Consider the following 25,168-nt stretch of genomic DNA (forward strand, 5'->3'; position numbering starts at 1 on the left):
TGCTGTCCATTCATGGTCTTTTCTTATCCTGGCAGCAACCCGTTTGACTCTCCCCGCCCTCTCGTCAACCCTTCCCCCGGTTCTCGCCGGCCCTATCCTGCGTCGTCTGGAACCACAACGTCTAGTCTTGTGGCTGGTAGGCAGTGCCCCCTTATCGCTGGATCTCCTGCTGGAACCGGCTGGTGCCGAATCCCGACGTATCTCCCTAGGCCCTGAGCAGTGCCGTATCGTGCCGGTGGGTCTGCACGCCCACATCCACTTTATTGACGTTGCGCTGGATACGCCCCTGCCTACTGAGACGGTGATTCACTACGACGTGGTCACCCGAACAGCCCAGGGACAAGAGCAAGGCATAGCAGACTGGGCTGCCCACTTGCTGCATGCTGGCCAATCCAAACCTAGTCTGGTTCTGTCCAAGCGCAGCGACAACATCCTGTTTGGCTCTTGCCGCAAACCCCACCATGCTGCCCGCGATGGCCTGGCCCAAGCCGATACCGTCTTAGGACAAGACATCACAGAGGCCAAGGCACGGCCTGCCCTGCTGATGCTCTGTGGTGACCAAGTCTATGCCGATGACGTGGCCGGCCCCATGCTGGGTGCGGTGCATGCTTTGATTGAGCGCTTGGGACTATTTGGGGAGTACCTGGACGGGGCGGTGGTCTCGGACAGTGAGTCGCTTTATCGCCATCCCGCCAGCTACTATCGGCGCGCCGATCTGCTCCCCGCCTTTAAATCCAACGAGGCCTTGCGCGAGCGCTTTTTTGGCGGTGTGGAAAAACCCATCTTCACCACGGCCAATGCACATAACCATCTGGTGACCTTGGCCGAAGTGCTGGCCATGTATCTGCTGGTCTGGTCTCCGACCCCCTGGCAGATCATTGACGAACCCCAAGCCCCCGAGCTCAGCCCCGAGCACCAGCAACGCTGGTTGCGCGAAGCCAAGGCCTTGGACGGCTTCCGGCAAGACTTGCCTCAGGCTGCCCGTACCTTGGCGCACGTGCAGACCTTGATGATTTTCGATGACCACGACATCACTGATGACTGGAACCTGTCAGCCAAGTGGGAAAGCACGGCCTATGGCCACCCCTTTTCACGACGTATTGTGGGTAATGCGTTGGTAGCCTACATGTTGTGTCAGGGCTGGGGCAACCGGCCCGAAGTTTTTCACACGGTATTGGATGACATTACGGCCTGGACGGCGAATGTCGACGAACACCAACGTCTTGAATTGCAGACTCAAGACGCCATCATCAAGCAATTGCTGGCCTTCAATCAGTGGGATTATGTTCTGCGTACCCAACCGACGATTATCGTTTTGGATACGCGCACCCGCCGTTGGCACAATCGCCGTTTAGCCAGCCGCCCCTCCGGTTTGATGGACTGGGAGTCCTTGACCGAGTTGCAACATGAACTGCTGGATGAGCGCGCCGCCGTCATTGTGTCGCCGACGCCGATGTTTGGCGTCAAGCTAATTGAAGTCATCCAAAGAATCTGCACCTACGCCGGTTTTGCTCTGACCGTAGACGCGGAAAACTGGATGGCACACCGTGGTGCGGCCAGTACCATGCTGAATATTTTCCGGCACTCGCGCACACCCGGTAATTACGTCATCTTGTCCGGCGATGTGCACTATTCCTTTGCCTATGATGTTGAGGTACGCCACAGCAAGCACATCCCCCATATCTGGCAAATCACCAGCAGCGGCATCAAGAATGAATTTCCGTCTCAGTTGCTGAACTGGCTGGATCGTTTGAACCGTTGGCTCTACTCACCCCGTTCGCCCTTGAACTGGTTCACCCAGCGTCGAGACTTGAGCATTACGCCTCGTCTGCCCGATCAACGACATCACGGTGAACGGGTCTGGAATGGTTCAGGGATTGGCCAGATCTGGCTGGATGAAGAAGGCCGCCCTGCCCGGATTTTGCACCACAACGCCAACAACACACCCGCTACTGAATTCTTGCCGCCTGAAGCAGAAGATTAAGAACGGGGCGTGGAACTGATCGTGTGTATCCGGCAGGACGTCCTGGCGCAGGGGCTTACTGCCCGGCTACGGTACTGACGTAGGCGGCGATAGCGTCGCGTTCTTCGTCACTTAAGGTTTGAGCAAAGGACGGCATGGCCCCCATCCCTTCGTTCATGACTTTTAAGATTTGCTCTTTGGAGGGTTGCAACTCGTCCAGATCAGGACCAATTGCGCCCGCGGAACCCGCATCCGCCAAGGTATGACAGACCGCACAGGCAATGGGTTTGGCACCCGCCGTAAACAGGGTTTTGCCCTGCTCATCAGCCTGAGCCTGGCCAGCAAGCGCAAACAAACAGGCAGCAACAACAGCAAAATATTTCTTCATTATTCTCTTCCAAACCCGCCCCGATGCGTCGGGGCGGCTACAACATTGCAGGCTTAAATAACGGTGACGGGCAGCATGTGGTCACGCCAGCTATTGTTCAAATAGCCGTGGCTGTTAGCCACGCGCTCTTCAGGCTGGACGGTGCCCGCTTCGCTGGTGGCGCGGCTGGCAATTTCGTACTGGCCGGGCTTCATATCAACGCCCACCACAAATTGACGCCAGGCATATTTACCCAGATCTGGGCCCACAAAGTCTGCCTTGATCCAGTTTTTGCCACCATCAACCGACACCTCAACCTGTTTGGCTGAACTCATGCCACCAAAGGCCAAGCCTTGAACCTGCACCTTGCCGGCTTTGATCTCTTCGCCAGGTTCGCCGTTCGGACTGGTGATCCAGGACTTGACCGGCATTTCCCACACCGACTCCTGGTTCACATTGGTCTTTTCACCCATGGGCGTCATGCGGTAGCTGTTTTGCTGAATGCTGGCAGCGGACTGATCTTTGCTAAAGGCCAGTTGTTTGATGTATTTGACGTTATTTACACCGGTGTAACCGGGCACGATCAAACGCAAAGGACCGCCGTGAGCCAAGGGGATGGGTTGACCGTTTATTTCCCAAGCCAAGATTGCATCATCAATGGCTTCCAGCGGCAGTGAGCGCTCCACCATGATGGTGTTGGGGTCCAGACCTTCTGGAATATCCTCGCCACCCGTACCTGTCATGAACTTGGCCCCAGCGTCCATGCCGCCTGTCGCTTCCAGCACTGCCTTGATAGGCACGCCGGAGAACACAACACAGCCTGCTGCACCTACGGTCCATTTCGTACCACTAGGTTTTTCAGGGAAGTAAGCACGGCCATTACCCGAGCACTGCAACACCATAGGCACCGCGACCAGACCCAAGCGTTTGATCTCGGCTACCGTCATTTCTTTGGGGTTTTTAACGCCCTTGATCGACAGCACCCAAGCGTCAGGATCAGCCACAATCTGTTCAGATGGAGGTGCGACGTTATTTCGCACAAATAAGCGATCCAAGGGGGTAATCAAACCCGAGCCAAAAGCACTGCGTTTGGTTTCAATGGTGTTGGCGCTGTGCACGATCAAGCTGTCGGCATGCTTCCAAGACGCGTAGGCGGGCAAGGCTTTAGCCTGTGTTTTTGCCTTGTCCTGAGCCAGAGCAGCGGACAAAGGAGTCAGGCTTGCGGTACCGGCCAAAGCCATGACTCCGCCCGTAGACAAGAGCATGCGCCGGCGTGAGAAATTACTGGGTTCCATTGTCGCCTCCATATGTGTTTTATATATGTAACTACTTTAGGTTTCGATTTTATGGGGGCAACAACTTTATAACTACAACTTATAACCCTTATATATAACGAACAGAAAGGAACTTAAGGAAAAATAAAAACAGGCTGTAAGCCTTATACCTAAAGGCTTTTAGCTCTTTACAACTATCCTGCTGAGCACTGATAAGAAGCTAGATTCTTCTCAAATCTAGTTTATCTACGCCCTACTTCCAGCCTCAGAACTTTTACCGAGGGCACTGGAACAAGGCGTTTAGGAAAATCTGTTTGAATAAGGTGGCGAACCCTTTCCACGCTGCACAAGCTGAACACCCGAATGAAATGTGCTCAGAGCAGTACCCAGAGCAGCCATGAAAAAAGCCCTCGGATTGCTCCGAGGGCTTTAACTGTGCAATCAGTCCAAAAAGGCGTTTAGCTAACCGGGTCCAGTTTGGCAATTGCCAAGGCCAAGGTCTTGCTGCCAACTTCGCGAAACTGGATCAACGCCTGAGCATCATCACCCTGACCTGTCAGGTTAATGATGGTGCCCTCGCCAAAACGGCTGTGATGCACACCTTGCCCGACACGGAAGGACTGCCCATTCACTTCCAGCACGCTGGTATGACTGCGGCCACCATAAGGCTGCGCCGAACGGCTCTTGTCACTGTCTCCCCAGCTTTGACCACGGCGAAACGCACCCGAGCTAGCCTCGGACTGCATGGGAGCGCTGGCGTAACGAGCTGACAGCCACTTGATGTTCTGCTCAGGCAACTCTTCCAAGAAACGAGAGCGCATGGCGTAGCGAGTCTGGCCGTGCAACATGCGGCTTTGCGCCAGCGTGATGTACAGGCGCTTGCGTGCACGGGTAATGGCCACGTACATCAAGCGGCGCTCTTCCTCGATACCACCTGGATCAAACAAGCTGTTCTCGTGCGGGAACAAACCTTCTTCCAAACCGGTAATGAAGACCGCATCAAACTCCAGACCTTTAGCGGCATGGATTGTCATCAGCTGAATTGCATCTTGACCAGCTTGGGCTTGATTGTCCCCTGCTTCCAGCGACGCATGGGTCAGGAAGGCCCCCAACGGCGACATTGGAGCTAGAACAGAGGCCACGGGCTGATCCGGGTTTTGCATCGCCTGTTGCGACTCACCCGGCACCGCCTCCGGCACTCGGCCGGCTGGCAATTCGGCAAAGCCTTCTTCACCCACAAATACGGTCGCCGCGTTGACCAATTCCTGAAGGTTTTCCAGACGCTCGGCGCCTTCACGATCTGCCTGATAGTGCGACAGCAGCGTACTGCCGTGCACCACATGCTCGATCAGTTCGGGTAGAGACAGGATCTGTGCCTGACTGGCCATATCCTGAATCATCGTGGCAAAGCGCATCAAGCTGGCCGCAGCCCGCCCTTGCAAATAGGGAATGGCACGCAGCAAGCTGGTACCACGTTCTCGGGCCAAATCTGCCAATTGCTCAACCGAACGTGCGCCAATCCCGCGAGTGGGAAAGTTCACCACTCGCAAGAATGCCGTATCGTCATCCGCGTTATCCATCAAACGCAAATAGGCCAGTACGTGCTTGACTTCCTGACGCTCGAAAAAGCGATGACCACCATACACTTTGTAAGGCAAGCCTTGGGAAAACAGACGATGCTCAATCACCCGCGACTGAGCATTACTGCGATACAGAATGGCAATTTCACGACGTGGCTTGCCTTCAGCAATCAGGGCACGGACTTCGTCCACAATCCACTGCGCTTCCAGGGCATCCGAAGCCAGCTCGCTAATGCGCACCAGTTCGCCTTCGCCACTGTCCGTCCACAAATTCTTGCCCAGGCGGCCACTATTGTTTTCGATCAGCGCATTGGCTGCATCCAGAATATGACCTGAGGAACGGTAGTTCTGCTCTAGGCGAATCACATTCCCGCGGGCGTAGTCGCGCTCGAAGTCGGCCATATTGCCCACATTAGCGCCACGGAAGGCGTAAATGGACTGGTCGTCATCGCCCACTGCAAACATGCTGGCTTGGTCTCCGGCCAACAGACGCAACCAACGGTATTGCAACACGTTGGTGTCCTGAAACTCATCAACCAAGATATGTTTGAAGCGGCGCTGGTAATGCTCACGAATAGGGGCATTGCGCGACAAGAGCTCGTAGGCCCGCAGCAGCAATTCGCCAAAGTCGACCACACCCTCGCGTTCGCACTGCTCTTGATAAAGCTGATAGAGCTCGATCAGGCGGCGACGATGGGGATCATGGGCTTCCAGGTCTCCTGGACGCTGGCCTTCCTCTTTACAGGCATTGATGAACTTCTGAATTTCCTTAGGGGGAAATTTCTCGTCATCAATATTATTGGCTTTGACCAAACGCTTGATCGCCGCCAACTGGTCCGCTGTATCCAGAATCTGGAAAGTCTGAACCAGACCTGCATCCCGGTAATGCATACGCAGCAAGCGATTGCACAGGCCGTGGAAGGTCCCCACCCACATTCCGCGGGTATCGATAGGCAATAATGAAGTAAGCCGCGTCAGCATTTCGCGCGCGGCTTTGTTGGTGAAGGTAACAGCAGCTAGTCCGTGTGGACTGACCTGCCCGGTCTGGATTAACCAGGCCATTCGGGAGGTCAGGACACTGGTTTTTCCGCTACCCGCTCCGGCCAGCACCAAGGCATGGCCAGAGGGGAGAGTAACCGCGGCTCGCTGTTCCGGGTTTAAGCGATCCATCATGCCGCGTAGCGGCGCAGACGCAAGGCGAACTGCTCAAGACTTTCAATACCACTTTGCTGAGCGCGCTGGCACCAAGTGCGCAGATCGGACAACAACTGTTCGCTGGAAGCGCTGGAGCTTTCCCAGATTCCGGCCAGTTCACGTTGCATGCGAACCAGGATGGACAAGCGGGAATCACCAGCTGCCACATTTTCCAGCTCGGCACGCTGCTCGGGAGCCAGAACATCATCGCCACGGCCAATCCAGTCGTTGCAGCTTTCCAGCAAGGACCAAGAACAATTTGGATTGTCTTTGTTCACTTGCGGCTTCAGGCGTGCAATTTCTTCCGATGCTGTCGTCTTGATGATGTCAGCGTAGCGGGCCAGGATTTCGTAGCGGTGCGTAATCACGCCTTGCAGGGTGGACAAGCTGATGCCGTCCAGCGATGCATTGGCAGACACGCTAGGCTCCAGACGCAGCTTAGGTGCAACCTTCTTGACCTTGGCCAATCCCAGTGTTTTAAGCACTGTAATGTAGCACCAGCCCAAATCAAATTCATACCATTTGCTGGAGAACTTGGCCGAGGTGCCGTAGGCGTGGTGGTTGTTGTGCAGCTCTTCACCACCGATGATGATGCCCCAAGGGAGCACGTTGGTGCTGGTATCTGGGCTGGCAAAGTTGCGGTAACCAATTGCGTGACCCAAGCCATTGACCACACCTGCTGCCCAGAAAGGAATCCAGGCCATCTGGATCGCCCAGACGGTCAGGCCCAACAGGCCAAACAGGAACAGATCAATACCCAACATGATGGTAATACCCAACATGCTGTATTTGCTGTACAGATTACGCTCGAGCCAGTCATCGGGGGTACCGTGACCGAAACGCTTCAAGGTTTCAGAGTTGGTCGCTTCCTGACGGTACAACTCGGCACCGCGGAAAAAGACTTTGCCCAGACCAAACACGACGGGCGAATGCGGATCGCCTTCACGCTCGCACTTGGCGTGGTGTTTACGGTGAATAGCCACCCACTCTTTGGTGACCATACCGGTGGTCATCCAGAGCCAGAAGCGGAAAAAGTGCATAACGGCGGGATGCAGATCCAGCCCACGGTGCGCCTGACTACGGTGTAGAAAGACGGTGACTGCCACAATAGTGACATGTGTCAGTGCTAAAACGACAAGGATGAACTGCCACCAAGACAGTTGCAGCCATCCATCGGCGAGATAAGAAAGAAACGATTGCATAGACCCTTTTAAACCTGATCTTTGTGTTAAGGGAAACCGGAAAAGTGTATCCCACCTAACCGATTAACAATAACACTATTTAAGGACGAACTTGCGTTAAATCAAGCACTTTCCGCGATTCGTTCAAGTGCCGCACCAAAGAAACAGTCAGTCTGGTGACGGTCCGTGCGCAGATTTAAATAAGGCCCCTCTAGCGCAAGGGCTGGACATTTGTCCTTCAAGATTTCCCGGGCATCCAGCAGTCGGAACTCGGGGTGTTTTTCCAAGAAAGCCTGCACTTGATGCTCGTTTTCTTCCGGTAAGAAGCTGCATGTTGCGTAGACCAGACGACCGCCGGGTGCCACGCATGCGGCTGCTTGTTCCAGAATGTCAGCCTGCATCTGAGTGTACTGCTCTAAGGCTTGCGGGTGTTGACGCCACTTAAGATCGGGATTTCGACGTAAAGTTCCCAAACCACTGCAAGGAGCATCGACCAGAACGCGCTGAGCCTTGCCATGCAAGCGGCGTACGCGCTGATCGCCCGACTCCTGGATGACCACCGGGACTACGTTGGACAAGCCAGCACGGGCAAAGCGCGGTTTGGCTTTGCTCAAGCGGCTTGCCGACACGTCAAACGCGTAGAGACGGCCTGTGGAGCGCATCAAAGCACCCAGCAACAGGGATTTACCGCCCGCACCGGCGCAGTAATCAATAACCATCTCGCCACGACGTGGCTCCAGCAGAGCGGACAGCAACTGACTGCCCTCTTCCTGAATTTCCAGCTCGCCTTTTTCATACTGTGGCCATACTGCGACAGATGGGCGGCCTTCAATACGGATACCCCAAGGAGAAAACGGCATGGCAACCGGTTTGAAGCGGGCCATAGGGCCATTTTGCAACTGGCGCAGCACGGTATCGCGCTCGGCTTTCATGGGGTTGACGCGCAAATCCAGCAAAGCCTGCTCATTCATGGCTTCCATGAGCTTGTAGGACTCGGGAATCTGCGTCAAACGCTCTTCCAGCCACTCAGGCAGGCTCAAACGCACGCCAACTGGCAGGCCGTCCGTCCTCAAGGAACGAATGTGCTTGAGCCACTGGCGCTCGTCCTCGGGCAGACCCAGGGAAAGTTCTTCCTGACCAATCGCAGCCGACAGGCCCAGGATGGCCAGACGACGCGTCGATGGGCCAACACCACTTTCAGCCCAATTGCGGTACTGACGCAAATGGCGCAATACATCGAATACGGATTCGCGAATCTCGGCGCGGTCACGCGAGCCCATTTTGGGGCGCGTACGAGCCCAGCGCGTCAGCGCCAGGTCTGCGGGGTGCTTCCACTGCAAAACTTCGCCCAAGGCGCTGGAGACCTGCTCCAGACGTCGTTGTGCGATCGCTCCCGGAACCGGCGGGCCCGAGGGCTTGTCGCTGCGTGCGCCATAAGGGCGACCACGTGCGCCAGACTCATTACGCTGCGCAGACGAAGACGGACGCTTGCGATCCGAGCGACCACGCTCGGGACGGGATTGTTGGTGATCAGACATGAATATTCAATAATTCCAAATAGCCCGCGCGAATCAGGCGGGAAAATAAAAGCCGCGATGCGCAAGCCCGGCGACCTGGACACGGCCATCGGCTTGCAAACGCACTCGTCCTTCAATCAACCAGCGCACCGCCTCTGTATAGACATGGTGTTCGGTAGCCAGAACGCGCTCTGCCAGCGATTGTGCATCATCGTCGTGCAACACAGGCACGATAGTTTGGGCAATGATGGGACCGTCATCGAGCACAGGGGTCACAAAGTGCACCGAGCAGCCGTGAAACTGGACGCCAGCGTCGAGTGCTTGTTGATGGGTATTCAAACCGGGAAAGCTAGGAAGCAAGGATGGGTGTATATTGATGAGCTTGCCTGCATAGTGCTGAACAAAACCTGTGCTCAGGATGCGCATGAATCCCGCAAGTAGAACATAATCTGGCTGGTAGCGGTCGATCACGCGCGCCAAAGCCTGGTCAAAGGCTTCACGTGTTGCAAATTCGCGATGCGAAACCGTCTCGGTAGGCAGCCCTTGGCGCTGTGCCCACTCCAGTCCGGGCGCGTCGCCCTTGTTAGAGATGACCGCCTCGATACGGCCATTTAAGCCCGCTGTCTTGATCAGTTCGCCAATGGCCTGCAAGTTGGAGCCCCGGCCTGAAATAAGTACAACCAGGCGACAAGGTTGGGTGGAATCGGTCAAAATCCTGTTTCCCGAGAAATAACGAATCCAAAATTGTAAACTCTCGCTTGTGAAATCTGATCTAAAACTCTATCGCTCTCTACCGCGGCGCAACAGCACAGCCCGCAGCGCCGTCACGATTGGCAATTTTGATGGGGTGCATCTGGGCCACCAGGCCATATTGCATCGCGTCAATGAAGTGGCCCGGCAACAAGCGCTCAGCTCCTGTGTGATGACCTTCACCCCGCATCCGCGCGCCTTTTTTGCGCAGCGCGGCCAGCGGCCCGAACTGATCCCTACCCAGATCAGCGGCCTGCGGGACAAGGTCGAGGCCCTGCACCAATGCGGTATTGAACAAATTTACCTGGCTCGCTTTAACCAGGCGATGGCTGATATGTCGGCCGCCACCTTTATTGATGAAATCCTGGTTCAGGGTCTGAACACCGGCTGGCTGCTGGTGGGCGAAGATTTCCGCTACGGCCACAAGCGGGCCGGCGATATAGAAATGCTGCGCGCCGCCGGCCAGCGCCATGGTTTCAGCGTCGAGACGCTGCATGATGTAGCCGATGCCGATAGCCGCCGCATCTCCAGCTCGGAAGTGCGCACCGCTCTGGCCGTCGGTCAGTTGGACCGCGCCCGAGCACTGCTGGGCAAACCCTTTCATCTCAGTGGCCATGTCATTCATGGCCAAAAACTAGGCCGGGACATTGGCTACCCAACCTTGAACGTACGCGTTCCCGAACACTGTGCAGCCCGCTCGGGCGTGTATGTGGTGCGGGTTCACGGACTGACCGGCAACGCTCTGCCCGGTATTGCCTCTTTAGGGGTACGCCCCACGGTCATAGACCAGGGACGACTACTGTTAGAGGTTCATTTACTAGACCAACGCCTGGATGCTTACGGTAAACTCGCCCGTATAGAATTTCTGGAATTTGTCAGGGACGAAGAAAAATTTCCTGACCTCATCACAATGATCGCCGCCATCGACAACGATGCACAACGCGCTCGCGACTACTTTGCTTCAAATGGACTATAAAAACTCTCTCAATTTGCCCGACACTCCCTTTCCCATGCGTGGCGACCTGGCCAAACGTGAGCCGGGCTGGATTAGCCAGTGGGAAGAAAACAAAGTCTATGCAGCAATTAGGCAAGCCAGCGCGGGTCGTCCAAAATTTATTTTGCACGATGGCCCTCCCTATGCGAATGGCGACATCCATATGGGGCATGCAGTCAATAAAACCCTGAAAGACATTATCGTCAAAAGTCGCAATATGGCTGGCTTTGACGCGCAATACGTACCTGGCTGGGACTGTCACGGCATGCCCATTGAAGTCCAGATCGAAAAGAAATATGGCAAGAACCTGCCTGTGGCTGAGGTCCAGGCTAAAGCTCGGGCCTACGCTCTGGAACAGATCGACAGCCAACGCAAAGACTTCAAACGCCTCGGCGTACTGGCCGATTGGGAGAACCCTTATCTGACCATGAACTTCAGCAACGAAGCCGACGAGCTGCGCGTGCTGTCCAAGATCATGCAAAAAGGCTTTGTGTTCCGTGGCCTGAAGCCGGTTAACTGGTGTTTTGACTGTGGTTCCGCCTTGGCCGAGGCCGAGGTTGAATACGCAGATCGCACCGACCCGTCCGTGCACGTGGCTTTCCCCTTCGCCCAAAAAGACAAGCTGGCTACCGCCTTTGGCATGGACAGTGTGGACGATGGCGCAATCGTCATCTGGACTACCACCCCCTGGACCATCCCGGCCAACCAGGCATTGAATGTCCATCCTGAAATCAGCTACGCGCTGGTCAAGCTGGACAGCCCACGTGCGACCGGCTCCATGCTGATCGTGGCTGAAGACCTGGTCAAATCTTGTCTGGAACAATGGGGCTTGAGCGGCCAAGTGGTCGCCACTGCCACGGGTGAAGCGCTGAACCTGATTGAATTTGATCACCCGCTGGCCAAAGTGGACGCAGGCTACCAACGCCGCTCCCCTATTTATCTAGGCGACTACGTCACCCTGGATAGCGGTACCGGTGTTGTGCACTCGGCCCCTGCCTACGGTATTGAGGACTTTATCTCCTGCAAAGCCCACGGCATGAAAGACGACGATATGCTCAAGCCTGTTATGGGCTCGGGTCATTACGCCGACACCTTGCCTTTGTTTGGTGGCCTGATGATCTGGAAGGCCAATCCACTTATCGTGAAAACCCTGCAAAACGCGGGCACCTTACTGAAAACCGAGCAGCACCCACACAGCTACATGCACTGCTGGCGCCACAAGACGCCCATCATTTACCGCGCCACCAGCCAATGGTTTGCCGGGATGGACAAGGAAAACACCAGCGGCCGCAGCCTGCGTGAAATGGCACTGGAAGCCATTGATAACACCGAGTTCTACCCCTCCTGGGGCCGTGCACGCTTGCACGCCATGATTGCCAACCGTCCCGACTGGACCTTGTCGCGTCAGCGTCAATGGGGCGTGCCGATGGCCTTCTTCGTTCACAAAGAAACGGGCGAACTGCACCCACGTACTCCTGAGCTGATGGAGCAAGTGGCCGAGCGCATCGAGAAAAGCGGCATTGAAGCCTGGCAAAATCTGGACCCGCGCGACCTCTTGGGCGACGAGGCCGACCTGTACGAGAAGAACCGCGACACACTAGACGTGTGGTTTGACTCGGGCACGACGCACGCCACTGTGCTGGGTGGTAAAGACCACACCACCCACGGCTCGCACGCTGACAAGCTGCAATGGCCTGCCGACCTGTACCTGGAAGGTTCGGACCAACACCGCGGCTGGTTCCACTCGTCCTTGCTGACAAGCTGCATGCTGTATGGTCATGCTCCATACAAAGCTTTGCTGACACACGGTTTTATCATTGACGGCAACGGCCGCAAGATGAGCAAGTCGCTGGGCAACACCATCTTGCCGCAGAAGATCGCTGACACCTTGGGCGCAGAAATCATTCGTCTCTGGGCAGCTTCAACCGATTACTCGGGTGAGCTCTCCCTGTCCGACGAAATTCTGAAACGTGTGGTGGAAGGCTACCGCCGTATCCGCAACACTTTGAAGTTCCTGCTGGGTAATCTGGCTGACTTCGATCCCGCACAACACGCAGTTCCTCTGGACCAGTTGACCGAGATCGACCGTTACGCCCTGCAAATGACCGCCGATATGCAGGCCGAATTGCTGGAAAACTACAAGCGCTACGAGTTCCACCCCATCGTGGCTCGCTTGCAGACTTTCTGCTCCGAAGACTTGGGCGCGTTCTACCTGGATATCCTGAAAGATCGTCTGTACACCACGGCTAAAGATGGCTTGCCTCGCCGCTCGGCACAGACTGCGCTCTTTCACGTAACGCAAACCCTGCTCAAGCTGATGGCTCCTATCTTGTCCTTTACGGCCGAAGAAGCTTGGCGCGATTTGAACGGTGGCTCAGTGCCCAGTGGCACCATTTTCACCGAACTGTTCCATGTTCTGCCGGAACAAGGTGAACAGGCCGCACTGAACACCAAGTGGCAACGTCTACGCGCCATCCGCGCTGATGTGATGCGCCGTATTGAAGACGTACGCAGCACCGGGGCGATTGGTTCGTCCCTGGCTGCCGAAGTTGACGTCTACGCCAGCGGCCAAGATCTGGAATACCTGCAGTCTCTGGGTCAAGACCTGCGTTTCATGCTGATCGTCTCGCGTGCCGATGTACACGCTGGCGAAGGCGATTTGCGTATCGAGGTCACCCCTAGCGAACAGGCCAAGTGCGAGCGCTGCTGGCACCACCGCCCTGACGTAGGCCAAAGCGCCGAGCACCCCACCCTGTGTGGTCGTTGCGAGGACAATCTGTATGGCGAAGGCGAAGTGCGCCATCATGCCTGATAAGGACATGGCCCCTTCCCCCGGCCAGGCCCAACTGCCCACGCGGCAGTTTTGGGCCTGGATTGGTCTGGCCGCGTTTATCGTCGGCCTGGACCAATGGACCAAACAGTATTTCGACACGAACCTGTTCTATCAAGAACGCTGGAACGTACTGCCCTTTTTTGACTTCACCCTGCTCTATAACCCAGGTGCTGCCTTCAGCTTTTTAGCGGGCGGCGAAGGTTGGCAGCGCTGGTTCTTCGTGGCAATTGCCTTGGTTGCCACCATCATGATTCTGGTCATGCTGCGTCGTTCAGCCAAACAGCCCCTGTTTTGCCTGTCGCTCAGCCTGATTCTGGGTGGTGCCGTGGGCAATGTGCTGGACCGTCTGATGCACGGGCACGTCGTCGATTTCTTGCTGTTTTACTGGAATCAGTCCTACTTTCCGGCCTTCAATATCGCCGACGTGGCGATCAGCTGCGGGGCAGCCTTATTGATACTGGACGAATTCCTGCGCATGCGCCGCAACAAGAAACGACAGCGCTCCTAAGTCTGTAAGGATCATGTCCTATGCTTAGCAATAAAAAACTGGTGTTTGGCATCACCGGCGGCATCGCTGCTTATAAAACTGCCGAGCTTTTGCGGCGCAGCCAGGATCTGGGTGCGCGCATTGATGTGGTCATGACCGAATCGGCCACCCGCTTTATCAGCCCGGTCACCTTTCAGGCTCTGTCAGGCCGCACGGTTTACACCGATCTGTGGGACGCACGCGTGCCCAACAATATGGCGCACATCCAGCTTAGCCGGGATGCCGACGCCATCTTGATCGCCCCCGCCAGCACCAACTTCATGGCCAAGCTGGCCAATGGTCTGGCGGACGATCTGCTCAGCACCTTGTGTATTGCACGCGGGCATTGCCCTTTGCTACTGGCCCCTGCCATGAACCGGGAAATGTGGCTGCACCCGGCTACTCAGCGCAATGTGGAACAACTGCGCCGCGACGGTGTACATATCCTGGGCCCTGGCAGTGGCGATCAAGCCTGCGGTGAAACCGGCGACGGTCGCATGCTTGAACCTGCTCAGCTTCTGGCCGAATTAACAGCGTTCTTCCAGCCCAAGCTCTTGGCTGGCAAGCGCGTATTGATTACTGCCGGCCCTACTAGCGAACCCATTGATCCGGTCCGTGTCATCAGCAACCGTTCTTCCGGCAAGATGGGCTACGCCATTGCACGTGCGGCTCAGGAAGCTGGTGCACAAGTAACCTTGGTGTCCGGCCCGGTCGCCCTGGACACGCCGTATCAAGTTCAGCGCATCAATGTTGAAACCGCCCGGCAAATGCACGCTACCGTGATGTCCCAAGTGGATGACGCTGATATCTTTATCAGCGTTGCCGCTGTAGCGGACTGGTTTGTCAGCAATGCCAGCGACATCAAGATCAAGAAGACCTCAGAACAAGCCACACCGGAGCTGCAATTTAGCCCCAACCCGGACATTCTGGCCGAAGTAGCCGCCTTGAAAGACGGCCCCTTCTGTGTGGGCTTTGCTGCCGAAACAGATAACTTGATCGAACACGCCCAAGCCAAACGTCAGCGCAAAAATGTGCCTTTGCTGGTTGCCAATCTGGCCCAGCGCGCCATGAATGCGGATGACACCGAGCTTGTCCTGTTTGATGAACAGGGCCATCAGCAATGGCCGGCTCAAGATAAACTGCTGGCTGCGCGCCAGTTGGTACAAGCCATCGCTCAACGGCTGTAATTCTTTTCTTATTTATGATGAAGGCAGCGCTGCAGTAAGTGCGCTGCCTCTCTTTTTTTTCAGGAAACCGTCTTATGCACCGTCGTATTGAAGCCCGCATCGTCAATGAGCTCTTGGGCACGACCATTGAAGCACCCAGCTACGCCACCGATGGCTCCGCCGCGATGGATCTGCGTGCCTGCCTGAGCGAAGCCGTGACCCTGCCTGCTGGCGGCCGTACCTTGGTTAAAACTGGCCTGGCGATCAATATGATGGACCCAGGCCTGGTGGCGATTGTCGCCTCGCGCTCGGGCCTGTCCTTGAAGCACGGCGTCCGCGTAGCACAAGGCATTGGCGTCATTGATGCCGACTACCACGGCGAGATCGGTGTGATTTTGGCGAACGACAGCGAACAGGATTACGTGATTGAACCTGGTGAGCGCATTGCTCAGCTGATGTTCCAACCCGTAGTACAAGTGGCCTTGCAATTCGTGGACGAGTTCTCCACCGAGACCGAGCGCGGCACGGGTGGCTTTGGTAGCACAGGCAAGAAATAAACGCTAAACCTAGGAGGGGGGCACGCTGCGGAAAGGTCTTGGAACTAGCAGACAAGTGTCACTCCTCCGGCCTGAGCCGGCTCTACAAACATCGCAGAGCCGGTATTTAGGCAGGGCCGTAAGCCACGTAATGCTGTCGCTAGAGTAATGAACTCTTCAGACCAATAAAAACAATAGATCGACCAGCCCCGTAAAAATTAATTTTGGACGTCAATGTCATCCTCAAAACGCGGTAATTCCACTGCCAAATTACCAACGCCAAGCAAACCGGCGGCCCTGCTCCACCCACGCAACCGTCATCATGGCCGCTACGACTTTGACGCTCTTATCAAAGACACGCCTGAACTGAGCGCTTTCGTTTTCGTGAATCCCTACGGTGATAAAAGCATTGATTTCGCCAACGCTGACGCAGTCAAAACGTTAAACCGAGCCTTGTTAAAGTCCTTTTACGGCATAGCGCACTGGGATATTCCTGCAAATTATCTGTGTCCACCTATCCCGGGCCGTGCCGATTACGTGCACTATCTGGCCGATTTGCTGGCTAGCAAGAATGAGGGTGTCATTCCGCGTGACGCTGCAGTACGCGTCCTTGATATTGGCATAGGAGCCAATGCCATCTACCCCTTAATTGCTCATACTGAATATGGCTGGCAGTTTCTAGGGTCGGATATCGACGCCGATGCGCTGACATCTGCACGAACCACTATTCACGCGAATCCCGGCCTGTCCGCTGCAATCAAATTGCGCCAGCAGAAATCACCCGCGCATATTTTTAAAGGCGTGCTGGGCGCGAACGACTACTTTGACCTGACCTTGTGTAATCCCCCCTTCCATATGTCGCAGGAAGATGCCGTCAGCAGCAATCAACGTAAATGGCGTGGCCTGGGCAAGGCTGAACCTAATCAAAGAACGGCCAAGCTGAATTTTGGTGGGCAGAATACGGAGCTGTGGTGCGAGGGCGGCGAAGCGCTTTTCATACGCCGCATGATTGAAGAAAGCATCACAGTCAGCAAGCAAGTATTTTGGTTCAGTAGCTTGGTGTCCAAAGCGTCCAACTTGCCTGAGGTGTTGACTGCCTTAAAAAAGGCCAAGGCATTTGAGGTAAAGACCGTAGAAATGACGCAGGGGCAAAAACAAAGCCGCTTTGTTGCCTGGACCTTTCTGGATGCAGAGGAGCAAAAGGCTTGGCGCAATGAGCGGTGGGGATAAGATCGCATCAGGATGCCTTGATACGCTGATTGCACTTGCTGCAATCAGCTACCCGCTCTGAGGCTCCTGACTCCCCGCCTTTTCATTAAGCCACTACTCTTAGCAAGCACCCGCCTTAGCGCGCAAATGGATCAATCGCCGGGTCACTGTTCCACACATACTCGGTCCAATGCGCGATGCTTTCGGCTTGCTCTCGGTTATAGAGTTTCTCGACCAGGGCCAAAGCCATATCCGTCCCCGCTGACACACCCGACGACGTGACGTACTTGCCGTCAAACACCCAACGAGCCTGCTTTTGCCAAAGCACATCCCCATCCTGGGCCACCGCAAAATCAAACGCTAACTTGTTGGACGTTGCTCGACGCTGCTTCAAAACACCCGCCTTGGCCAATAAGGCCGACCCTGTGCAAACAGACACCGTCCACTGCGTTGCCTTGTCCTGCTTCTGAATGAAGGCCAGCATGGCACGGTTATGGATCTCGCTGCGCGCTCCCATACCGCCAGGAACCATCAGAATTTCAAATTGCGGAGCCGTCTCGAAACTATACGAAGTCTGGGTTTCTATTCCCTGGGACGAACGCACCAGTCCACCCTGCTGAGACACCATGACCATCTCGTAATCCGGCATCCCACCCCACATTTCCACCGGCCCGAATACATCCAGCGTTTCAAACTGATCAAACAGCACGATGCCGATCTGTTTTTTTGTCGTGTTTTTTGTTGTGCGGGTGGATGTAGCTGGTGCTGCCTTGTCACTCATGGTGTATCCCTTCATGGTTGAAACCCAATACATTAGATCGTGGCTTTTACCAGGCCACCATCAATAGCCAAATTCTGCCCCACGATAAAACCTGCGGCCTCGCTGCACAAAAAAGCACACGCAGCACCAAACTCACCAGGCGTTCCAGCTCGCCCTGCTGGTACAGACGCAATCAACTCCTCAGCCACAGGCCCCAACTCCCGCAAACGATCCGTCAAGATGGTGCCAGGCAACAAGTTGTTGATCGCCACATTATGCTGGGCGACCTCACGAGACACACTGGCTACGAACCCAGTCAAGGCCATACGAGCGGCGGTAGACAACTCCAGATTGGTCACAGGCGAACGGACCGAAACCGAAGTGATATTGACGATGCGGCCAAAGCGACGACTTACCATGCCCGGCAATACAGCCTGCATCAACTCCACCGCCGCCAGGAAGTTTTGCTCCAACGCCGCTTGCCAATGAGTGGTCTCCAACTGAGCAAAAGGCATAGACGGAGGCCCGCCTGCATTGGTCACCAGAATGTCGATATCCGTGCATGCAGCAGCTAAAGCTTGTCTGCCTGCCGCCTGAGAAAGATCGGCGGCAATCCATTTAGCGGCAATACCTGTCGAGGCTTCAATCTGCTTGGCAGCTTCTTGCAGCTTGTGCTCACTGCGCGACACCAGAGTGACGTGTACACCTTCAGCGGCGAGAGCCTGAGCACACGCTAGTCCCAAACCACTGGACGCCCCACAAATCAAGGCACGTCGTCCGGTAATTCCTAAATCCATTTTTTGTTCTCCTTGGAGGGTCTTTATTATGGCTTCGTTCGCGTGGGAATTCATTCTCGTCCGACTGTCTTTTTGAATGGCGCTCGCTAGCACAATCCATATAGCCATCTGTCGGCTACCTACTGCAGCTGCTATGGTAAAGACTTACAGGCACCCAGAGTCCGCTCAAAACCCCTAACTGCTATTTGCACTGCTTATATCTACCAACTAGCGGGCGGGCATGATTTTCTCTATGCAAAAATGAAAAAATTCTCTGTTGCCACTGGCGTTTTAAATCTATCTTTACTCTGTGCTTCAAAAATCTTTTAGATTTTCCTAAACTGAATGACTTAACAATCAAAAAAATCTCAACAACCGACTAATCGGGTTATTTATCAGATATAGAGACATACCGTTTTGTGTCAGCTAATATACTGTCTGATCTCGACCGGAAGTGTCCTTTCATCAGTTTTCATTTAATTTAAAAAACATGAAATTCTCAATACTAGTATTTTAGTTTGGCGTAACATATAAAATGAATATGTAGCCTTGCATAGGTCGTGCTCAATAACGTATGAATAACAATGACGCAGAAGAAGCAGGCACGGGGCATGTACGGTTTTTATATGAACCACTCGTACCAAAGAAATATTTTCTGACTATTACGGCATCCCCAGGCTCAATAGAAACTGAAGGATCAATCGTCCAAAGAATTCATATTTTTGCTCGTAGTTTTTCTAAAAAAATTGCCAGCCTCGTTTGAGTCAATTCATGATCACAATTTCTTTCAGTTAATCGCAGTTGTCTTTATGAAAAAAACTCGAACTTATGATTTTTTTGCAAAAAGCAGTTTGATAGACAGACTGCGGCAACTCCACCATTAGGTCGTTGATAGAATGCAGGATCGGGAAGACATGAAGCTTACAAAAACTACCAAAAAAAAATTGAAGAATTGTTAGCTATCTGCAAGAAAATGCAAGGCCAGTATCTTCCGGCGCATCATGGCCCAGGCAGTTGGGCAACTACGTACTCAACCCAGTTTATTGACGCAGCGTGTAATCTCTACTTGCTTTTTAAGGAGTCTGGCTCACACGCCCCGCTCTACGATTTAGCGAGATTTTTCCGAGAGCCTGGTATTCGATCATGCCGTGGTGCTAATTTCAGTTCAGACCGAATTGAGTATTTATACTCATCGCATCTTCACTACAGATTAGAAAAGCTAAAAAAGACTAACAAATCAGTTCACCAAAGAACAAAGTGCTCTTACTGTGATAAAAAATTTGTCGATTTAGTTCAGCATATGAGTCAAGCACACTCAGATAGTTGGAGTAACTTTTCATTGAAAAACAGTGTTGACTTAAAAGGTAAAACTCGTTGTGATGGCTGTGGTTGCTTCTTAAAAAAAATGGAGGGGCACGAGGAGAAATGTATCAAAACCTTGAAAAAAATAGGTAGCAAGCTCAGTTGTTAAAATCTGACCCACTGGATCTGGATGGCCGATTTGGGTCGAAAGCAAACACCTGTACATTTAGTTTGGAGTATTCAGAAGCTTTAACGAAAAAAGCCAATCAGCTTTAACCTGATTGGCTTTTTCTATAACCCCGAAACTCACTTACGCCGCAAAATCCTCTTCCCCCAGATATGCTGCCCTAACCTTGGGATCGTGCAGCAACTGTGCAGCTGGGCCTTCCAGGATAATCCGCCCCGACTCCATCACATATCCCCGGTCCCCAAGTTCTAAAGCCAGTCGTGCATTCTGCTCGATCAGCAAAATCGTGACGCCTTCTTTGGCAATGCTCTGGATCAGTTCAAAAATACGCTCAACCATGATGGGTGCCAAGCCCATGGACGGCTCATCCAGCAGCAGAAGCGAAGGCCGGGAAATCATCGCCCGTCCCATTGCCACCATTTGCTGTTCGCCCCCGGACAATGTGCCAGCCGATTGCTTTTTACGCTCCGCAAGACGCGGGAACAAGGTATAGATACGCTCGATATCCTGGCGCACTTCGTGGTGGTCTTTGCGGGTGTAGGCCCCCATGGCCAGGTTTTCTTCGATGGTCAGTTGCGGGAAGATACCCCGCCCTTCCGGCACCATGACCACACCACGGCGCACAAGCTGGTGCGATGGCAGGCCGACGATGCTTTCACCCTGATGTTCGATCTGCCCGGCAGCAGCTGGCACCAGGCCAGTAATGGCTCGCAGTGTGGTGCTTTTACCGGCACCGTTAGCCCCGATCAAACACACCAGTTCGCCCTGGCCCACTCGCAAGTCCAGGCCGCGTACCGCCCGGATGCCGCCATAAGCTACATCCAGACCCCGAATATCCAGCATTAACGGTTCTGTGCTCATGCCTGCTCCCCCTCAACGGTAATACCCAGCTCTTTCGCCGCGCCTGCGCCCAGATAGGCTTCAATGACGCGTGGGTTGTGCTGCACCTCGGCGGGTTTGCCTTCGGCCAGAACCTTGCCGTATTCCAGCACCAGCACCCGATCGCATAGGCCCATCACCAGCTTCATATCGTGTTCAATCAGCAGCACGGTAATGCCGTCGCCACGGATTTTTTCAATCAATTGGCGCAGGACTACAGTCTCGGACGGGTTCATGCCAGCAGCGGGTTCATCCAGCGCCAGCAACATGGGATCAGTTGCCAGGGCCCGGGCAATTTCCAGGCGGCGCTGGTCGCCGTAGGACAAGGAGCGTGCGATCTCGTTGGCATGCTGGGCTATACCCACGTAATCCAGTAGTTCGTAGGCACGTGCCTCGATCTGCTCTTCCTCCTGACGAGTTGCCCGGTTACGCAGAATCGCTCCCAACACGCCCGCACGGGTGCGGACGTGGCGGCCGATCATGACGTTTTCCAGGGCAGACAGGCTGCCGAACAAACGGATGTTCTGGAAAGTACGGGCAAAGCCGGATTCGGCGATCTGATGTGGCTTGCACTCAGTCAGGTTGCGGCCAGCAAAAGTGCAGCGCCCCGACTCAGGGATGTACAAGCCTGTCATCACGTTGAACAGCGTGGTCTTACCGGCGCCATTGGGGCCAATCAAGCCGTAGATGTCGCCCTTGCGAATGCCAAAGCTAACTTCAGACAATGCCTGCAAGCCACCGAATCGCTTTGACAGTCCTTCGGCTTGTAGCAGGACTTCGCCCTGTTTCAGTTCTGTGTTCATGCTCAGACTCATGCTTGCACCTGCTTCATTTTGCGCTCGCGACGACGTACGGCCGAGGGCCACAGGCCTTCAGGACGATAAATCATGACCAGCACCAGGGCAAAACCGAACAGCAGCATACGAATGCCGTCCGGGTCCAAAATGACATCGCCAAAGACACTTTGCTGCAAAGGCACGACTACTGCACGCAGCAGCTCGGGGAAGACTGAGAGCAGCAAAGCCCCCACAATCACACCGGGGATGTGCCCCATTCCACCCAGCACCACCATGCACAGCACAGAGATAGATTCAGTCAGGCTGAAACTCTCTGGACTGACAAAGCCCTGCATGGACGCGAACAGGCCACCAGCCACGCCACCAAAGGTCGCACCCATGGCGAAAGCCAGCAGTTTGACGTTGCGCGTGTTGATGCCCATAGCTTTAGCGGCAATTTCGTCTTCACGAATGGCTTCCCAGGCTCGGCCTATGCGGGAATGCTGCAAGCGCACGCAGATAAACACAATGAGCAGCGTGATCAGCAAGAGCAGGTAGTAATACTTTTCCGGCCCGGTTATGCGTATCCCAAACAAGGTTTCCGCCTTACCGAAAATGAAATCCCCGATTTTGAAGGTATCCACCCTGTTAATGCCTTGCGGTCCATTGGTGATATTGATGGGCGCATCCAGGTTATTCATGAAAATGCGGATGATTTCGCCAAAGCCCAAGGTCACAATGGCTAGGTAATCCCCCCGCAACCGCAAGACCGGAAAGCCCAGCAAAACGCCGAATACAGCCGCCAAGGCGATACCCGCCGGCAAGACAATCCAGAACGGCAGGTGCAAGCCAAAATGCGGTGACGCCAGCATGGCCCAGATATAGGCCCCCACGGCGTAAAAAGCGATATAGCCCAGATCCAGCAGACCAGCAAAGCCCACCACAATGTTTAGGCCCAGAGCCAGCATGACGTACAGCAAGGCAAAGTTCAGGGTGCGAATCCAGCTTTGACCCGCCATGCCCAAGACAAAGGGCAGAATGGCCAGAACAACCCCGATCAACAAAGCGCCAACCCAGACTCGGGCAGGTGTTGCGGGACGCTGGTGGCGACCAGCACCACTTAATATGTGATTCGTGCTCATGCTCGATCTCCCACGCGTTCACCCAACAGGCCCGAGGGACGGAAAATCAGTACCAGAATCAGCACGATGAACGAGAACACATCCTGATAGTTACTGCCAAACACGCCATTGGTCAGATCGCCGATATAGCCTGCGCCCAGGGCTTCAATCAAGCCCAGCAGCAAACCACCCAGCATGGCCCCGCCCAAATTGCCAATCCCACCCAGCACAGCTGCGGTAAAAGCCTTCAGCCCCAGCATGAAACCCATGGTGTATTGGGCTACGCCGTAGTAGGTCACAATCATGACGCCGGCCACGGCAGCCAATGCCGAACCAATCACAAAGGCAGCTGAAATAACGGTGTTGATGTTGACACCCATCAGACCGGCCACTTCACGGTTCTGGGCGGTGGCGCGCATGGCCGTTCCCAAACGGGTACGGTGCACCAGCACCGACAGACCAGCCATGATCGCCCCGGCGCCCACAATAATCAGAATTTGCAGCAAGCTGATGCGAGCATCGCCCAGCTGGAAAACGACGGGCTCAATAATGTGCGGGAAGCTCAGGTAATTGCGCCCCCAAATCATCATGGCCAGGTTTTGGACAATAAAAGAGACACCGATGGCGGTAATCAAGGCCGCCAGACGAGGTGCGCGACGCAAGGGACGATAGGCATAGCGCTCGGCAGTCCAGCCTATCCCCATACACACGGGAATAGCGGCCAACAAAGCCAGCCCCACCATCAACCAGGCGGACAAGCCAGCCGGGTCTGCACCGACCAGCGACAAGACCACAGTGGTAGCCAACATCGCCCCAACCATGACGACATCACCATGTGCAAAGTTAATCAGCCCAATAATTCCATAGACCATGGTGTAGCCCAGCGCTACCAGCGCGTAGACACTGCCCACGGTCAGGCCATTTATGAGTTGTTGTAGTAGGATTTCCATAGATTGGGACTCGTGGTCATTGCGCCCTACCCCGGCGCGTGGCGACAGGATAGGGAGCGTGGGCCTGCCCCAAGCAGGCCACGGTAGAAATGAGCCCTAGGGACTCAAACAGCAGGATCAGACTTTAGTTAGCCTGGCTAACCATGGTTTTCACCATCGTCCACTGGCCGCCTTTGACCTCGTAGATGGTGACGGCAATTTCTTTCAAATCACCGTTCTGGTCGTAGGCAATATTGCTGCTGGTGGCGCCATTGCGTTTGATACCGGCAAGCTTGGGTAGGTAATCTTCAGCCTTGGAGGAACCGGCTTCTTTCATGGCGGTGATCATGTTCCAGGCGCCGTCATAGGCATAAGGCGCATAGACACCGGGATCAGCCTTAAAACGAGCCTGGTAGTCTTTGGAGAATTTCTCGCCAGCTGCCATCGAAGCCAAAGGCACACCCGCCAAGGAAGCGTAGGTGCCATTAGCGGCAGCACCGGCCAGACGCAGGAAGGTGTCGCTGCGGGTCATTTCACCCGACACCAGGGGAGCCTTGATGTCCAAGGTCTGCATCTGACGCTTCATCGGGCCGGACTGGGCATCCAGACCACCAAAGAAGATGGCATCAGGCTGTTTGGACTTGATGTTGGTCAGAATGGAGGTGAAGTCGTTGGCTTTGTCCGTGGTGTATTCACGGGCCACAATCTGACCACCTGCTTTTTCAACAGCGCGAGCGACCTGATCGGTCAGACCCTGGCCGTAAGCGGTACGGTCATCAATCAAGGCCACTTTCTTGGCCGCCAAGTCTTTCACAATGAACTGACCAACAGCCGCACCTTGCTGGGTGTCACTGGTCATCATGCGGAAGGTGTTGTCGTAACCTTGCAGCGTGTACTCAGGCGAGGTCGCCATGGCGATCTGGGGGATGCCAGCATCGTTGTAGACACGCGAGGCAGGAATGGTCGTGCCAGAGTTAAAGTGGCCCAGCATGCCGTCCACACCGTCATCCACAATTTGCTGAGCAACCTGAACCGCCGTGCGGGGGTCAGCCTGATCGTCCTTGGCCACCAGTTCAAAGCGAGCCGTTGCGCCATCGATTTCAATTTTCTGGGCATTGGCCTCTTCCAGCGCCAGCACCAGACCATTGCGCATGTCTTCACCGTAGTGAGCCTGCGGCCCCGTCAAGGGAGCCGAAAAGCCCAGCTTGATGACCTTGTCGGCGGCCAAAGCGGGGCCCGCTACCAGAGCACCGAAAACCGCCGTCGAAACCATGGCCAATTTAAAGCGTGTGATGGACTGCATATTGTTCTCCTTCGTTTTTTAATATAGCCGCGCTACAAGTCGGCC

Annotated in this window: 20 protein-coding genes; 7 read left to right on the top strand and 13 right to left on the bottom strand. The window is 54.8% G+C overall.

The genetic code is table 11. From position 1 onward, the window contains the following. The first annotated feature begins 43 nt into the window (after positions 1-43). Positions 44-1,984 carry a metallophosphoesterase family protein gene (locus AC1RSM_RS07025; protein ID WP_492930805.1) on the top strand — a complete coding sequence of 647 codons (1,941 nt, stop codon included), beginning with the start codon at positions 44-46 and terminating at the stop codon, positions 1,982-1,984. 55 nt (positions 1,985-2,039) lie between these two features. On the opposite strand, the gene sorU is transcribed toward AC1RSM_RS07025, so the two are convergent. From sorU to purN, 6 genes are all read right to left on the bottom strand, one after another. Next, positions 2,040-2,351, bottom strand: a complete 312-nt coding sequence (sorU, locus tag AC1RSM_RS07030) for a SorU family sulfite dehydrogenase c-type cytochrome subunit (protein ID WP_492930807.1) — start codon at positions 2,349-2,351, stop codon at positions 2,040-2,042. A gap of 53 nt (positions 2,352-2,404) precedes the next feature. Beyond that, the gene (gene sorT / locus AC1RSM_RS07035; protein ID WP_492930809.1) at positions 2,405-3,625 is read right to left on the bottom strand and encodes a SorT family sulfite dehydrogenase catalytic subunit; all 1,221 of its coding nucleotides are present in this window, start codon (positions 3,623-3,625) and stop codon (positions 2,405-2,407) included. A gap of 437 nt (positions 3,626-4,062) precedes the next feature. Beyond that, positions 4,063-6,357: a UvrD-helicase domain-containing protein gene (locus tag AC1RSM_RS07040; protein ID WP_492930811.1), complete on the bottom strand. Its 2,295-nt coding sequence runs from the start codon at positions 6,355-6,357 to the stop codon at positions 4,063-4,065. After that, the gene (locus tag AC1RSM_RS07045; RefSeq protein WP_492930813.1) at positions 6,354-7,580 is read right to left on the bottom strand and encodes a DesA family fatty acid desaturase; all 1,227 of its coding nucleotides are present in this window, start codon (positions 7,578-7,580) and stop codon (positions 6,354-6,356) included. The genes AC1RSM_RS07040 and AC1RSM_RS07045 overlap by 4 nt, the downstream gene beginning before the upstream one ends. A gap of 101 nt (positions 7,581-7,681) precedes the next feature. Continuing rightward, positions 7,682-9,097 (bottom strand): RsmB/NOP family class I SAM-dependent RNA methyltransferase, encoded by a 1,416-nt coding sequence (locus AC1RSM_RS07050; RefSeq protein ID WP_492930815.1) that lies wholly within the window; start codon positions 9,095-9,097, stop codon positions 7,682-7,684. Positions 9,098-9,130: 33 nt separating this feature from the next. After that, positions 9,131-9,787 carry a phosphoribosylglycinamide formyltransferase gene (purN, locus tag AC1RSM_RS07055; RefSeq protein ID WP_492930817.1) on the bottom strand — a complete coding sequence of 219 codons (657 nt, stop codon included), beginning with the start codon at positions 9,785-9,787 and terminating at the stop codon, positions 9,131-9,133. Between the two features lie 49 nt (positions 9,788-9,836). Between purN and AC1RSM_RS07060 the strand changes: the two genes are divergently transcribed. The 6 genes from AC1RSM_RS07060 to rlmF all read left to right on the top strand — a co-directional run bounded on the left by AC1RSM_RS07060 (position 9,837) and on the right by rlmF (position 17,111). Further along, on the top strand, positions 9,837-10,802 hold the full coding sequence (locus AC1RSM_RS07060) for a bifunctional riboflavin kinase/FAD synthetase (protein WP_492930819.1): 966 nt from the start codon (positions 9,837-9,839) through the stop codon (positions 10,800-10,802). After that, positions 10,792-13,632, top strand: coding sequence for an isoleucine--tRNA ligase (gene ileS, locus AC1RSM_RS07065; RefSeq protein WP_492930821.1), 2,841 nt, complete (start codon positions 10,792-10,794; stop codon positions 13,630-13,632). The genes AC1RSM_RS07060 and ileS overlap by 11 nt, the downstream gene beginning before the upstream one ends. Then, the gene (gene lspA / locus AC1RSM_RS07070; RefSeq protein ID WP_376912144.1) at positions 13,625-14,161 is read left to right on the top strand and encodes a signal peptidase II; all 537 of its coding nucleotides are present in this window, start codon (positions 13,625-13,627) and stop codon (positions 14,159-14,161) included. Before ileS ends, lspA begins: the two co-directional genes overlap by 8 nt. Positions 14,162-14,181: 20 nt before the next feature. Then, on the top strand, positions 14,182-15,366 hold the full coding sequence (gene coaBC / locus AC1RSM_RS07075; protein ID WP_492930823.1) for a bifunctional phosphopantothenoylcysteine decarboxylase/phosphopantothenate--cysteine ligase CoaBC: 1,185 nt from the start codon (positions 14,182-14,184) through the stop codon (positions 15,364-15,366). Positions 15,367-15,440: 74 nt separating this feature from the next. Next, complete coding sequence (dut, locus tag AC1RSM_RS07080) at positions 15,441-15,902, top strand: dUTP diphosphatase (RefSeq protein ID WP_492930825.1); 462 nt, start codon at positions 15,441-15,443, stop codon at positions 15,900-15,902. Positions 15,903-16,115: 213 nt separating this feature from the next. Continuing rightward, a complete protein-coding gene (rlmF, locus tag AC1RSM_RS07085; RefSeq protein ID WP_492930827.1) occupies positions 16,116-17,111 on the top strand; it encodes a 23S rRNA (adenine(1618)-N(6))-methyltransferase RlmF in 996 nt (331 codons plus the stop codon). Between the two features lie 115 nt (positions 17,112-17,226). On the opposite strand, the gene AC1RSM_RS07090 is transcribed toward rlmF, so the two are convergent. The 7 genes from AC1RSM_RS07090 to AC1RSM_RS07120 all read right to left on the bottom strand — a co-directional run bounded on the left by AC1RSM_RS07090 (position 17,227) and on the right by AC1RSM_RS07120 (position 25,123). Beyond that, a complete protein-coding gene (locus AC1RSM_RS07090) occupies positions 17,227-17,871 on the bottom strand; it encodes a DJ-1/PfpI family protein (RefSeq protein ID WP_492930828.1) in 645 nt (214 codons plus the stop codon). A 32-nt stretch (positions 17,872-17,903) separates the two neighbouring features. Next, positions 17,904-18,647 (bottom strand): SDR family NAD(P)-dependent oxidoreductase, encoded by a 744-nt coding sequence (locus AC1RSM_RS07095; RefSeq protein ID WP_492930830.1) that lies wholly within the window; start codon positions 18,645-18,647, stop codon positions 17,904-17,906. Positions 18,648-20,238: 1,591 nt separating this feature from the next. Further along, complete coding sequence (locus AC1RSM_RS07100) at positions 20,239-20,976, bottom strand: ABC transporter ATP-binding protein (RefSeq protein ID WP_492930832.1); 738 nt, start codon at positions 20,974-20,976, stop codon at positions 20,239-20,241. Next, positions 20,973-21,797 (bottom strand): ABC transporter ATP-binding protein, encoded by an 825-nt coding sequence (locus AC1RSM_RS07105; RefSeq protein WP_492930834.1) that lies wholly within the window; start codon positions 21,795-21,797, stop codon positions 20,973-20,975. The genes AC1RSM_RS07100 and AC1RSM_RS07105 overlap by 4 nt, the downstream gene beginning before the upstream one ends. An 8-nt stretch (positions 21,798-21,805) precedes the next feature. Continuing rightward, positions 21,806-22,912, bottom strand: a complete 1,107-nt coding sequence (locus AC1RSM_RS07110) for an ABC transporter permease subunit (RefSeq protein ID WP_492930836.1) — start codon at positions 22,910-22,912, stop codon at positions 21,806-21,808. Further along, positions 22,909-23,841 carry a branched-chain amino acid ABC transporter permease gene (locus tag AC1RSM_RS07115; protein WP_492930838.1) on the bottom strand — a complete coding sequence of 311 codons (933 nt, stop codon included), beginning with the start codon at positions 23,839-23,841 and terminating at the stop codon, positions 22,909-22,911. The genes AC1RSM_RS07110 and AC1RSM_RS07115 overlap by 4 nt, the downstream gene beginning before the upstream one ends. Positions 23,842-23,965: 124 nt before the next feature. Beyond that, on the bottom strand, positions 23,966-25,123 hold the full coding sequence (locus AC1RSM_RS07120) for a branched-chain amino acid ABC transporter substrate-binding protein (RefSeq protein WP_492930840.1): 1,158 nt from the start codon (positions 25,121-25,123) through the stop codon (positions 23,966-23,968). Positions 25,124-25,168: the final 45 nt, after the last annotated feature.

It is taken from the genome of Alcaligenes sp. GW821-FHT11D07 (genome assembly GCF_058808495.1).